This is a genomic window from Microbispora sp. H13382, from assembly GCF_014161445.1.
Taxonomy (GTDB): Bacteria; Actinomycetota; Actinomycetes; order Streptosporangiales; family Streptosporangiaceae; genus Microbispora.
In genome coordinates, this window is the sequence record NZ_JABBXA010000001.1 from 82600 (window position 1) to 96441 (window position 13842).

Here is a 13842-nt window from a genome sequence, read left to right on the forward strand (position 1 = left end):
GTCAGGTCCTGACCACCGGTCCCAGTCCGTCCGAGATCCGCAGCCCGCCGCGGGCGTCGGGCCGGGCCCGCCGCGTACGGGAAAGCCGGTCGCGCACCTGCCGTCCGGCGCGCGGGTCGATCCGGTCAGCGAGGTCGAGCGTGCGGGTCATGGCGTCGTCGGCCTCGTCGTAGTCGCCCGTGGCGTACAACGCGTCGCTCAGCATGATCAGGGTCTGCGCTTCGAGCAGCGGCATCTGCATCCCGCGGAACAGGGAGGCCGCTCTGCGTAGATGCACCGCGGCCTGGTCGTTCTCGCCGTTCGCGACGGCGACCTCGCCGAGCCCCGACATCACGCGGGCCTCCGCGAGCCGGTGCCGCGAGCTGGTCGCGAGCCGCAGGGCCTCGCGCAGCGTCTCGCCGGCCTCGGCGATCCTGCCCTGGCGCAGCCGGGCGACGCCCAGGCCGTGCAGGGCGAACGCCTCGCCGATGGAGTCGCCGATGTCCCGCACGACCGTCAGCGACTCCTCGAAGGCGCCGGCGGACAGGCCGAACTCGCCCGCCTGCAGATGCGCCTGCCCCATCCGGTGCAGCACCTGCGCCGTCACCCTGCGGTCGCCCCCGGCCTTGCTCCGCGTCAGCGCCTCGGAGAGCAGCGACTTGGCGCTGTCGAGGTCGTCGCAGTCGAGCCGCACCTGGGCGAGGCTGTGCAGGGTGTGCGCGGCGGAGACGTGGTCGCCCGCGGTGTGGAACACCTGCAGCGCCTTCTCGTAGTTGGCGACCGCCTCCGCGAACCGCCCGTTGATGCGTTCCAGGACCGCGATGCTGCGGATCGCCAGGGCGATCCTGAGCTCGTCGCCGACCTCCTCGAACAGCCGCACCGCCGCGTCCAGCTCGCGCCTGGCGTCGTCGAACCGCTGCTCGCTGAACGACAGTGAGCCGATGGTGTACAGCATCTCGGCCTGGCCGCGCCGGTCCCCGGCCTGCCGCGCCGCCTCCAGCGCGAGCTCGTGGGTCTCCCGCCAGTCGTCCAGGTAGACCCGCGACTCGAAGAACATCGCGGCGTTCGCGGCGAGCCGCCAGCACAGCTCGACGAAGCCCGCCTGCGCCGCCTGCCGGATGCCGGAGACCAGCAGGTGACGCTCCCGCTCGAACCACGCCATCGGCTCGGCGACGAGCTGCTCGACGAGCTTTTCCGGCAGCGGCCGGGGGATCACGCTCTCCATCCGGGCGAGCACGTCGGAGCCGAACTCCCGCGACCTGGCCGCGTCCGTCAGCGACAGCAGCGAGCCGAGCACCCGGGACAACGCGGCCTTCCGCTCCGCCACCGGCTCCTCCGCGGCCAGGCGCTCGCGCGCGAACACCTTGACGAGGTCGTGGAACCGATACTGGGTGTGCGTCCCCCGGCCGACGGTCACCTCGACGAGGTGGGCGTCGGCGAGGTTGTCGAGCAGGTCCTGGGCCTCGATGAACGAGCGGTCGAGCAGGGCCGCGCCGGTCCACACGGAGAATACGTGGGAGTCGAGGATCGCCAGCCGCCGCAGCAGCCGCCGCGCCTCCTCGCTGATGTTGTCGTAGGTGAGCGAGAGGCTGGCCCGGATGCCCATCTCGCCGTGCATCAGCTCGTCGAGCCTGCGTGTCTCGTCCCTGAGGCGGTCGACGAGTTGTTCGACGGTCCAGTGCGGGCGCGCCGCCAGCCGCGCGCCGGCGATGCGCAGGGCCAGGGGCAGATGGCCGCACAGGTCGGCGAGGGCCTCGGCGGAGCTCTGCTCCGACGCCACCCGCCCGCCGCCGGCCACCTGGGCGAGCAGGTCCACCGACTGGGCCGAGTCGAACAGGTCCACGTCGATGTGCGTGGCCCCGGCCAGCCCCACGAGGCGGCTGCGGCTGGTCACGATGACGGCGGAGGCGGGATTGCCCGGCAGCAGCGGCAGGACCTGGCTCTCGCTGCCCACGTCGTCCAGCACGATCAGCATCCTGCGGTCCGCGAGCAGCGTCCGGTACGTCTCCGCCCGCTCTTCGAGGCCGTCGGGGAGCGCGGTGCCGGGCACCCCGAGGGCGCGCAGGAAGCGTTCGAGCACCTGCATGGGGCTGACCGGGCGGGAGACCCCGCCGTGCATGTGGGCGAAGAGCTGACCGTCGGGGTAGTGGTCGGCGACGCTGTGCGCGGCGTGGACCGCGATGGTCGTCTTGCCGATGCCGGCGCGGCCGGCGATCGCGATGATCGGCACGGCGAAGCGAGCCATGCCGTCGGAGACCTGCGTCAGCCGGCGCCGTATCTCGTCGAGGTGCCCGTGCCGGCCGATGAAGTCGGCGATTCCGGAGGGAAGCATGCCGGGGACCGGGGGAGGGGCGGCGGGCTCGGCCACGGAGATCCGCGCGCTATCCCGCTCCGGCGGCGCGTCGAGGCTCTCGTCCGCGGTGAGGATGCCGTGTTCGAGCTGCTGCAGCCGCTCGTTGGGCTCGATGCCCAGCTCGTCGATCATCATCCGCCGGGCGTCGCGGTAGACCTGCAGGGCCTCCGCCTGCCGGCTGGAACGGTACAACGCCGTCATGAACTGGCCGAGCAGCCGTTCGCGGAGCGGGTGCTCCTCCACGAGCCTGCGCAGCTCCGTCACCAGCTCGTGGTGCCGGCCGAGGTCGAGTTCGAGCTGGACGCAGTCCTCGTTCGCGGCGAGCCTCTCCTCGTCGAGCCAGCTCGCGGCGGCCTGGACCATCCTGCTCTCGATGCCTTCGAGTGCGGGGCCGCGCCAGAGGGACAGCGCCTCACGGTAGTGCCTGACGGCCTCGTCCACGTCCCGGTTGTCGCGCGCCTGCCGTGCCTTCAGCACGAGGCTCTCGAAGCGGTGCGCGTCGATCTGCTCGCTGTCGGTCCGCAAGGCGTATCCCTGGGACCGCGTGACGATCATCTGATCGTGGCCGTGGGCGCCGAACAGGCGCCGCAGGGCGGAGATGCAGATCTGCACCTGGGCCCGCGACGTGGCGGGTGGGTCGTCCCCGTAGATGGCCTCCATGAGACGGCCGACGGCGACCGGTCGGTTGGCCTCCAGCAGCAGCACGGCCAGGACTGTGTGCTGTCGCACACCCCCGAGGTCGAGTCGTTGCCCACCCTCCGTGACTTCGAGGGCTCCTAGCAGGCGAAACTCCACATGCATCTCCCTCTGAAACTGCTGGACCATTGCACAGTGCGGATTACGGAGCTCGCTCTCCGCGATATGCGCATTGCGGCCTCACATAAAGGCTCTCTCTGGGCGATGGCAGTTTACGGAATGTTTGCGATGGAGCCGTGAACACCGGCGGAAACGCTGTCAGGTGCGGTCGCCGCCGTTCTGACATGTAGTCGCCCGCGCGTCCCCTATTGACATTGTTGTCAGGGATCGTACAGCGCGAAACGGACGGTGGCTAGGCGAATGCGCGGTCCGGCAGGTGAACTCCGGTGCACGCTCGAATCTGCTAGGACGCCTTACCTGTTGAAAGTCGCTTAGTCAGAAAAGTGGCCGGGTGGCCGGACAATGCCCGGGAAAAGCGCCGAGCGGCCGGAGACGCCAGGTCTCCGGCCGCTCGGGGGGTGAGTCAGTCCCAGGGGTTCACGTGGGTGTTGGTGGGGCTCGGCGACGGGATGCCGGCGGGGCTGTGCGGCTGCACGCTCCGGTGGACGACGGTGCGGGCGTGAGCGTGGGAAGCCGCCGCCACCGAGACCATCGCGCCCGCCGACGCCGCGGCCGTGAGGGCGATGAAGATGGAGACGGCGAATCGCTTGACGATGCTGCTGCTGCCGGCCACTTGGATACCTCCACCCTGTGCGCGGCGCTCCGTACGCCGATCGCTTACGGGACCGACGCTCACACCCCCCGCCATCGAGCCCTTATCGTCGCGCTTCCGGGATGCCATCACCGCAGGTCGAAGGGGTAGTGGGCGGTGGGATGCGGGGGGTTGCGCCGCCGGCTGAGGGGTGCGGCCCGGCGGCGGCCCGGGCCCCCGCGGTGACGGGCCATGGCCGGACGATGCCTGGGCGATAGCGGGGCGATGCCGGGCCGATAACGGGGTGCGCCACTGTGACAGCAACCCGGGCGGCAACCGCACGCAGGCGGCGAAGCCCGGGTCACCACAAGGTCGGAAGACGAGAGCGTTGAGCCGGGCCGCAGGGGTCCCGGGATTGTGTGGCGGTGAGATGGGCATTGCTCTTCAGGCGCTGGACGGCCTCTACGGCCGGCCGGCCGCCGGTGTCCGGGTGCGGCTTGAACGCAGCGACAACGGCCTCTGGTGTGCCGAGGTCAAGGCGGAGACCGACCACGAGGGACGGGTGGGGGAGTGGCGCGGGCGCAGGTTCGACCGCGGGCTGCACCGCATCGTCTTCGAGAGTGACTCGTACTTCGTCGGCCTGGGGCTGACCGCCGCCTATCCCGAGGTCTCGATCACGTTCCGCATGCATGACGAGACCGACTCCTACCAGTTGCAGGTGCTGCTCTCGCCGTACTCCTACTCCGCTTACTTCGGATCGCTCACCTAAGGAGCCGACCGTGAATCTCGGACGCTACAGCGGTTCTTCACGGGTTCCCCTCGAGGGCCGCGCCTGGCCGGACGCGACCATCGGCTCGGCCCCGCGCTGGCTGTCGACCGACCTGCGCGACGGCAACCAGTCGCTGGCCGAGCCGATGTCGCCGGCCCGGAAGCTGATCATGTTCGACCTCCTGGTGGACGTGGGCTACAAGGAGATCGAGGTCGGTTTCCCGGCGGCCAGCAAGGACGACCACGACTTCGTCCGGATGCTCGTCGAGCGCGACCTGATCCCCGACGACGTCCGGATCTCCGTTCTGACGCAGGCAAGGGACGAGCTGATCGAGCGCACGGTGGCGAGCCTGGAGGGCGCGCCGCGCGCCACCGTCCACCTCTACGCCGCGACCTCGCCGCTGTTTCGCGGCCTGGTGTTCGGCATGAGCCGCGACGAGTGCAAGGACCTCGCCGTCCAGGGGACCCGGCTGGTGATGAAGTACGCCGAGCGGACGCTGGACGGCTGCGACCTCGGCTACCAGTTCTCGCCCGAGCACTTCGCCGACACCGAGCCGGACTTCGCGCTGGAGGTATGCGAGGCCGTCATGGACGTGTGGCAGCCGGAGGCCGGCCGCGAGACCGTCCTGAACTTCCCCACCACGGTCGAGCGCGCCACGCCGAACGTCTTCGCCGACCGGATCGAGTGGATGCACCGCAACCTGTCGCGGCGCGAGCACCTGTGCCTGTCCGTCCATCCGCACAACGACCGGGGGACCGGCGTCGCCACCGCGGAGCTGGCCGTCATGGCGGGCGCCGACCGCGTCGAGGGCTGCCTGTTCGGCAACGGGGAACGGGCGGGCAACGTGTGCCTGGTCACCCTCGGGCTCAACCTGTCCACGCAGGGCGTGGACCCCGGCGTCGACTTCTCCGACCTCGACCGCGTCCGCCGTACGGTGGAGCACTGCACGGGGGTGCCGGTCCATCCCCGGCACCCGTACGGCGGCGACCTCGTCTACACTGCCTTCTCCGGCTCCCACCAGGACGCCATCAAGAAGGGTCTGGACGCCGTCGAAAGGGAGGCCGTCCGCACCGGGGACGACGCCGCGCACCTGCCGTGGCAGGTGCCGTACCTGCCGCTGGACCCGCAGGACGTCGGCCGGACGTACGAGGCGGTGGTGCGGATCAACAGCCAGTCGGGCAAGGGCGGCCTGGCCTACGTGATGAGCGCCTGGCACGGCCTCACCCTGCCGCGCGACCTGCAGGCCGACTTCGCCATGAGGATGCAGGCGCTGACGGACGCCGAGGGCGGGGAGGTCGCGCCGGAGCGGGTTCTCGAGGTCTTCGTGCGGGAGTACGTCGTGGATTCCGCCCTGCCGGTCCCGCCGTCCGTCGAGGCCAGGGGGACGGTCACCCTGCACATCGACGCCGGCTGGTTCCGCACCGGCCCGGCCAGGACGGACACGGTCCAGGCGGTCCGCGCGGAGCTCGCGCGCCGGGGCCTGCGGGTGCGGGTCGTCCACCACACCCGCCCGGCGGCCGGCGCGGGCGCGGCGGGGCGGGACGACGCGGCGGTCTACGCCGAGTACCGCACGGGCGGCGCCTGTTACTGGGGTGCCGGGATCGAGCGGGATGTCGAGAGGGCCGCGCTGGTCGCGGTGTGTTCCGCCGTCGCCAGGGCCGCCCGCGACCGGGCCCCGGCAACGGGCGACGGCCAGGGCGATGGCAGGAGCGATGGCAGGGGCGGCGGCCGGGGGGCCACGGAGGGGAACGGGCGGCACGGACGCCAGGGCGCCGGGCGTTCCCGGCGGGTGACGGCCGGCAGGTGACCACGTGAAGGGCGGCGACACGGCGATGGCCATGGTCGAACGGGAACAGGAACTCGTGCTCCTCGAGGCGCTCCTCGCCAGCGCCGTCATGGGCAGGGGCAGGGTCGCACTGGTGGGCGGCGCGGTGGCGACGGGCAAGAGCACGCTGCTGCACACGTTCGCGGAGCAGGCCATCGAGCTGGGCGCGCTGGCCGTCACCGCGACGGGCTCGCCGCTGGAGCGGGACGTTCCGCTGGGCGTGCTGCGCCAGCTCGTCGAGGACGCGCCGCTGGTCCCGCAGGAGCGGGAGCGCGCGCTGTCCCTGCTGGAGGAGGGCGCGCGGGCGGTCGCCGCGGGCGCGGACGAGCGCCGGCCGGTGGACGCCCAGCTCGTCCACGCGCTCTGCGGCGTCCTGCTCGACCTGTCCGAGCGGTGCCCCCTGGTGCTCGTCGTCGACGACGTCCACCACGCCGACCGCGAGTCGCTGCTCTGCCTCGCCTACCTCGCCCGCCGGGTGCGGCTCGCCCAGATCGTGGCGATCTTCGGGCACGCCGACCAGGCGTGGCACACCGACTCCTACTTCCAGACCGAACTGCTGCGCCAGCCGCACTGCCGCCGCGTCAGGCTGACCCGGCTGTCGCGGGCGGGGGTGGCCGCGATGCTCGCCGCGCGCCTGGGCGACGAGGCCGCCGAGCGGCTCGCCGACGAGATGTACGCGCACAGCGGCGGCAACCCCCTCCTGGTCACCGCGCTGGCCGACGACTACGAGGAGTCCGCCCGTACGGCGCCGGAGCCCCCGGCGGGGGTCGTCGTCGGAGAGCAGTACGGCCAGGCCGTGCTGTCGTGCCTGAGCCGCGGCGAGGCGCGGGTGGCGCGGGCCGCCCGCGGGCTCGCGGTCCTCGGCGAGCCCCGCTCCCTCGACCTCCTGCTGGGCGTGCCGGCGGCCGAGGTGAACAAGGACCTGCACTCCCTCGGCGCCGCCGGCCTGACCGCGCTCGGCACGTTCCGCCACGAGGCCGCCCGGCAGGCGGTCCTCGGGGCGATGGACGCGGGGGAGCGGGCGGAGCTGCACCGCCGGGCGGCCGAGCTGTCGTACGGCGTCGGCGCCTCCCCGGCCGTGGTCGCCCGGCACCTGCTGGAGGCGGGGCGGGTGGACGCCCCCTGGGGCATCGAGATCCTGGAGGAGGCGGCCAGGAGCGCGCTGCGGGCCGGCCAGGTCGACAGCGCGGTCGGATACCTGCGGCTGGCCTGGCGCGCGTGCGCGGACGACACGCAGCGGGCGAAGATCATGACGATGCTCGTGCGGGCCGAGTGGCGCATCAACCCGGCCGCGCCCGCCGGCCGCCTCGCCGAGCTCGCCGAGGCCGTGCACCGGGGCAGCCTGCGGGGCGGCGACGCCGTCGTGCTGGCCCGGGCGCTGCTGTGGCACGGCCGCGTGGACGACGCGCGGGACGTGCTGGAGCAGGTGCTCGAATCGGGCGGGACGGCCGACCAGGAGACGCGCGCCGAGCTCGTCGTGGCCCGGCTCTGCCTGCGCGCGGCCCATCCCCCCTTCCTCACCGCGCTGGGGCACATGACGAAGGAGGAGGGGCCGGGCGGCATCGTCTCGGTGTCGGTCAGCCGGCGGCTGGAGTCGGCGCTCGCGCTCGCGGAGGTGCTGACCCGGGGGCCGCGCGAGGAGTACGTCGACGCCGTCGAGCGCATCCTGGAGGACTCCCGGCTCGACGAGATGTCGCTGGACACGGTCGAGAACTCCCTGCTGACGCTGACCTACGCCGGGAGGGCGGAGCGGGCGGCCCCGCTGTGCGACATGTTCGCCGCCGAGGCGTCGGCGCGGCAGGCGCCCAGCAGGCGCGCCAGGCTCGCGGCGATCCGGGCGGAGATCGCGATTCGCCAGGGGGACATGCCGGCCGCGGAGCGCCACGCGCGCGCCGCGCTGCAGATCATCCCGATGAGCGGCTGGGGCGTCGCCGTCGGCGGCCCGCTCGGCAGCCTCATCTTCGCCCTCACCACCATGGGGAGGTACGACGAGGTGCGCGAGCACCTGGACGTGCCGGTCCCCGAGGTCATGTTCCAGACCCGCTACGGGCTGCACTACCTGCACGCCAGGGGACGTCACAGCCTCGCGACCGGCTACCCCGCCCTGGCGCTGGGCGACTTCCGGCGGTGCGGCGACCTGATGACGGAGTGGAACCTCGACACCCCCGGCCTGATCCCCTGGCGGGCCGACGCCGCCGAGGCGTGCCTGCGCCTGGGACGGGTGGAGGAGGCGCGCGAGCTGGTCCGGGACCAGCTGGACGGGTGCGTGCCCGACGACCCCCGGGGCAGGGGCGTCGCCCTGCGGCTGCTGGCCGCCACCCTCGACCCGGGCGACCGTCCGGCGCTGCTGCGGCAGGCGACCGGGTGCCTGCAGGCCGCGGGCGACAGGTACGAGCTGGCCCGCGCGCTGGCCGACCTCGTGGAGACCTACGACGCGCTCGGCGAGTACCGCCGGGCGCGGACGATCGCCACCTGGGCGCAGGCCGTCGCCGCGGAGTGCGGCGTCGAGCCGCCGGCCTCGTCCCTGAGCCCGGCGCATCAGCAGTCGCACGGCGCCCCGCGCAGTGGATCGCACGGTGGGTCGAGCACCGGATCCGGCGGCGGGCCGGAGCGCGGGGCCACGGCCACGGCGGCCCGCCCCTCGGCCGTGCCGCTCGGCGAGCTGAGCGACGCCGAACGCCGGGTCGCGTCCCTGGCCGCGGCCGGCTGCACCAACCGGGAGATCGCGGCCAAGCTCTTCGTCACGGTCAGCACGGTGGAGCAGCATCTGACCCGCACCTACCGCAAGCTCGGCATCACCCGGCGCTCCGACCTGCCGCTCGTGCTGGAGTTCGGCGAGCAGGCCGGGGTCTGACACCGGCGGCACGGCACCCGGAGACACCGGAAACACCGGGAGACACCGGAAACACCCGGAAACACCGGGCAACCGGAGAGTTGCCCGCCCGCCTCTCGTGGTGTGACCGTCGAGGCGGGAGGCGCACGTGGAGGACAGCACCGATCTGATCGTCGTACGCGGCGACCCGACGCCCGAAGAACTCGCGGCGGTCGTCGCGGTCGTGGCCGCCGTCGCCGCGCGGGCCGGGTCCGCCGCGGCCGCACCCGAACCGCCCGCCGCGCCGGTGTCGCCGTGGGCCTCGGCCTGGGCCGCCTTCGCCTGGCTCGCCCCCGGCCCCCGGCCGGTCGCCCGGGGCGCGTGGTCTTCTCCGAATGTGCGCTGGCACTGGATCGCCTGAGGAATCGCCGGGCACGAGCACCGATCGCGCATTTTACGAAAAGCCGTAAAGGACCCGCGGACGCATCCTGAGGAAAGTGCCGTCGAGGCCGTCCGGGGAAATCGCGGGAAGACGAAATGCGGCTTCGGCGGCGCGGTGCCGACGGCGTTCTGGGCCCGTCCGGGGACCACGAGTGAGAGGTGTGGCATGTCGACGTTGTCCGGTTCGCTCCGCAGGCTGGTGCTGGCCCCGTCCCTGCTCGATGTGACCTTCGCCGAGCGGGGGTTCCCGGGCTCCCCGTCCGAGGTCACCCGGCGGCTGGAGACGATCCCCCAGGCGGTCGTCTGCGGCTTCGAGTGGGGGATCGACGCCCGCGACCAGTGGGAGGTCGAGCGCAGGCTGAACATGATCGAGCCCGAGCTGCGCGGCTTCGCCTACGAGGGCGCGACGATGGCGTTCACGGTGCTCGACGCCATGGGCGGCGGGCGTGGCCGCCGCACCCGTGACCTGCTGCTCGGGCCCGGGCGGCCGCACATCTTCCTCACCTACATCGGCATCGGATTCGCCATGGCCCGGCTGCCCCGGGTGCTGTGGCGGAAGGTGATGCCCGACCTCGGCGGCTCGCCGTACTACCCGACCATGAGCTGGCTGGCGGTGGACGGCTACGGCTTCGACCGCGCCTACTTCGACACCCGGCGCTGGGTGGACGAGCAGCGGATCCCGTCGCCCTACCCCTGGGAGGGCTCGCCGGACTACTTCCTCCGCGCCGTCGACCAGGGCATCGGGCGGGCGCTGTGGTTCATCCACGGCGCGCGGGTGGGGGACGTCGCCACCGCCGTGCGGCGCTTCGCGAGCCACCGGCAGGCGGACCTGTGGAGCGGCGTCGGCCTGGCCGCGACGTTCGCCGGGGGCTGCGACGCCGACACGCTGGCGGTGCTGCGCCGCGAGGCCGGCGAGCACGGTCCCGAGGTGGCGCAGGGCGTGGTGTTCGCCGCGAAGGCGCGCAGCTACGCCGGGTTCGTGCCGGCGCACACCGAGGTCGCCACCGCCGCCCTCGCGGGCCTGTCCGTGCGGGACGCGGTCGCGCTGGCCGACGACAGCGAGGTCGCGCCGGACCCGTCCGCGTCCGTGCCGGCGTACGAGCTGTGGCGGGGCCGGGTCCGTGAGCACTTCGCCGCGCGCCTGGTGGCCTGACCCCCGACCTGTTTTCCCCGTCGCGTCGAATTAATTTCACCGCGATTTCTTTCGCCATGCCCGGAAATAGCAACAGATGGGCACTTTTGAAGTGGTCCGGGCCCGGAGGAATATGCGTAAATAGCGCCAGAATCAGCCGTATATGCAGGATTTTATGGAGGGGCGGAGAGGCAATTGACGAGTTTCCTGCGTTCATTGAGACGCCGAATCATGACACCGGACATCTCGGAGACGAAGCTCGCCACCCGGGGTTTCCACGTGAAGAGCCCGGAGGCCCGGGACCTGCTCGAGACCGTCGGTGAGACCTTCCTCAAGGGATACGGCTACGCGATGGAGGCGTGCACGGTCGCGGAGGCGGAGGAGCGCCTGGAGCAGGTGCCCACCCGGTTCCGCGGCTTCGCCTACGAGGGCGCCGGCATGGCCTTCGCCATCCTCGACGGGATGCCGTTCGGCGGTGGGCGGGTCGAGGAGTTCCTCGCCGGGCGCGGCGGACGGCACAACTACATGATCTACGTCGGCGTCGGCTGGGCGATGGCCCGGCTGCCGAGGTTCCTGTGGCCGAAGGCCGAGTCGCTCGACCCGCTGCTGCGCTGGCTGGCGCTGGACGGCTACGGCTTCCACCAGGCCTACTTCCGCACCGACCAGTACGTCCACGGACAGTACCGCGACCCGGCCTTCCCCTGGCCGGCCGACGCCACGCGGCCGTACGCCAACCGGGCGATCGACCAGGGAATCGGCCGGGCCATCTGGTTCGTCGCCGGGACCGACGCGGAGCGGTGCGCGGACCTGATCGACCGGTTCGACCCGTCCCGCCGCGCCGACATGTACGCGGGCGCCGGGCTGGCCGCCACCTACGCCGGCGGCGCGGCCGAGGAGGAGCTGCTGACGCTGCGGGAGCGGGCGGGCGAGCACCGCCCGCTGCTCGCGCAGGGCGCCGCCTTCGCCGCCGAGGCCCGGGTCCGTGCCGGCCTGGTCGTGCCGCACACGCGCCTGGCCGCCGAGATCCTCTGCGGCCTGCCCGAGGACCGGGCGGCCCAGGTCACCCAGCTGGTCCGCCCGCCGCAGCCGCTGCGGGACGGCGACCCGCCCGCCTACGAGCTCTGGCGTCAGTGCATCGCCAACGAATTCGTCTCCCTTGGAGGTGTTACCCAGTGACCGCGACACTTGGCTGGCTGCGCAGGCAGACAGCGGGGATCGTGGCGCTCGTGCTGATCGCGACCGCCTTCCTGATCGCCCGCCTGCCCTCGTACTCCGCCGCGCAGACGGCGGAGACGGCGAGCAAGTACTCGTTCACGCCGCTGTCCATCGCCCTGCCGAGCGGCTACGACCAGCAGTCGATCCGAAAGGTCAACAAGGACTACACGCACATCGACGCCTGGATCTCCTCGGTCGGGGCAGCGATCGCGATGAACGACCTCGACGGCGACGGGCTGTCCAACGACCTGTGCCTCGTCGACACCCGCATCGACCAGGTCGTGATCACGCCGACGCCGGGCGCCAAGTCGGAGCGGTACGCCCCGTTCGCGCTGAACCCGGCCCCGCTGCCGGTCAACGACCACATGGCGCCGATGGGCTGCGTCCCCGGCGACTACAACGAGGACGGCCGGCTCGACCTGCTCGTCTACATGTGGGGCCGCACGCCCATCCTGTACCTCGCCAAGACGGGCGCGAAGGGGCTGTCGGCCACGACGTACAAGCCGACCGAGCTGGTGCCGGGCGTGAACGTCACCAACGGTGAGTACACCGGCCCGCAGTGGAACACCAACGCCGCGACCGTGGCCGACTTCGACGGTGACGGGCACGACGACATCTTCATCGGCAACTACTTCGCCGACGGACCGGTGCTCGACCCCACGGTCTCCGGCGGCGTGCACATGAACCACTCCATGTCGAACGGCCACAACGGTGGCGAGAACTACTTCTTCCGCTGGACCGGCGCCAAGAGCGGCGACAAGCCGGCGGCGACCTACCAGAAGCTCGACGACGTGCTGCCCGAGGAGGTGTCGAAGGGCTGGGAGCTCGGCGCGTCCGCCAACGACCTCGACGGCGACCTGCTGCCCGAGCTGTACCTGGCCAACGACTTCGGCCCCGACCGGATGCTGTACAACCGCTCCACCCCGGGACACTTCAAGTTCTCCCTGGTCGAGGGCGTCCGCTCGCCCTTCATCCCCAAGTCGAAGAGCGTGGGCCACGACTCCTTCAAGGGCATGGGCGTCGACTTCGGCGACCTGAACCACGACGGCATCTACGACATGTTCGTCAGCAACATCACCACCTCCTGGGGCATCGAGGAGAGCAACTTCCAGTTCGTCGCCGACGTGAAGAACCAGAGCGAGCTGCGGGAGAAGTTCCGCGAGGGCGTGGCGCCGTACCGCGACGAGAGCGCGCCGGCGCAGACCGCCTGGTCCGGCTGGGGCTGGGACGTCAAGATCGAGGACTTCAACAACAGCGGTGAGCCGGCCATCGCCCAGGCGACCGGCTTCATCAAGGGGCAGACCGACCGCTGGCCGCAGCTCCAGGAGCTGGCCACGGCCAACGACCAGATGCTGCAGAACCCGACCTGGTGGCCGAACGCCCGCGCCGGGGACGACATCGCCGGCAACCAGACGCTGCACTTCTTCGCCAAGGGTCCCGAGGGCCGTTACATCGACCTCGCCCCGCAGCTCGGTCTCAACGTGCCGGTGCCGACCCGCGGCATCGCGACCGGCGACGCCGACGGCGACGGCCGCCTGGACTTCGCCGTGGCCCGCCAGTGGGACGCGCCGATCTTCTACCACAACCAGAGCCCGGCGCAGGGCGCGTTCCTCGGGCTGCGCCTGACCCGCGACGAGAAGCCCGCCGACGGCGCCCTGCCCGCGGCCGGCTCGCCGGTGACCGGCGCGCAGGTGTGCGTCATGACCCCCGACGGCCGGAAGTTCATCAGCCGGGTCGACGGCAGCAGCGGCCACTCCGGCCGCCGCACCACGGACGTGCACATCGGCCTCGGCCAGAACGTCACCGGCCCGGTGAAGGTGCTTCTGCAGTGGCGTGACCGCACCGGACAGGTGCGTGAACAGGATCTCCAGCTCACCCCGGGCTGGCACTCGCTCAAGCTCGGCCGGCAGGCCAAGGAGAAGTGATCGG

9 protein-coding genes are annotated in these 13842 nt (G+C 72.2%); 7 read left to right on the forward strand and 2 right to left on the reverse strand.

Annotated features, from left to right (window positions below; genetic code table 11):
• Position 1 precedes the first annotated feature (1 nt).
• Positions 2-3061: a BTAD domain-containing putative transcriptional regulator gene (locus HHX41_RS00325; RefSeq protein ID WP_310741683.1), complete on the reverse strand. Its 3060-nt coding sequence runs from the start codon at positions 3059-3061 to the stop codon at positions 2-4.
• A gap of 490 nt (positions 3062-3551) precedes the next feature.
• Positions 3552-3761: a hypothetical protein gene (locus HHX41_RS00330; protein ID WP_182904359.1), complete on the reverse strand. Its 210-nt coding sequence runs from the start codon at positions 3759-3761 to the stop codon at positions 3552-3554.
• Between the two features lie 388 nt (positions 3762-4149).
• Between HHX41_RS00330 and HHX41_RS00335 the strand changes: the two genes are divergently transcribed.
• From HHX41_RS00335 to HHX41_RS00365, 7 genes are all read left to right on the forward strand, one after another.
• Positions 4150-4488 (forward strand): hydroxyisourate hydrolase, encoded by a 339-nt coding sequence (locus HHX41_RS00335; protein WP_169979391.1) that lies wholly within the window; start codon positions 4150-4152, stop codon positions 4486-4488.
• A 10-nt stretch (positions 4489-4498) separates the two neighbouring features.
• Positions 4499-6295 (forward strand): 2-isopropylmalate synthase, encoded by a 1797-nt coding sequence (locus HHX41_RS00340; RefSeq protein WP_310741684.1) that lies wholly within the window; start codon positions 4499-4501, stop codon positions 6293-6295.
• A gap of 4 nt (positions 6296-6299) precedes the next feature.
• Positions 6300-9167 (forward strand): AAA family ATPase, encoded by a 2868-nt coding sequence (locus tag HHX41_RS00345; RefSeq protein ID WP_310741685.1) that lies wholly within the window; start codon positions 6300-6302, stop codon positions 9165-9167.
• Between the two features lie 127 nt (positions 9168-9294).
• On the forward strand, positions 9295-9546 hold the full coding sequence (locus HHX41_RS00350) for an acyl-CoA carboxylase epsilon subunit (protein WP_182904361.1): 252 nt from the start codon (positions 9295-9297) through the stop codon (positions 9544-9546).
• 186 nt (positions 9547-9732) lie between these two features.
• Positions 9733-10719, forward strand: coding sequence for a DUF1702 family protein (locus tag HHX41_RS00355; protein ID WP_182904362.1), 987 nt, complete (start codon positions 9733-9735; stop codon positions 10717-10719).
• Positions 10720-10914: 195 nt separating this feature from the next.
• Positions 10915-11874, forward strand: coding sequence for a DUF1702 family protein (locus HHX41_RS00360; protein WP_259400540.1), 960 nt, complete (start codon positions 10915-10917; stop codon positions 11872-11874).
• Positions 11871-13838, forward strand: a complete 1968-nt coding sequence (locus HHX41_RS00365) for a CRTAC1 family protein (RefSeq protein WP_182904363.1) — start codon at positions 11871-11873, stop codon at positions 13836-13838. The genes HHX41_RS00360 and HHX41_RS00365 overlap by 4 nt, the downstream gene beginning before the upstream one ends.
• Positions 13839-13842 lie beyond the last annotated feature (4 nt).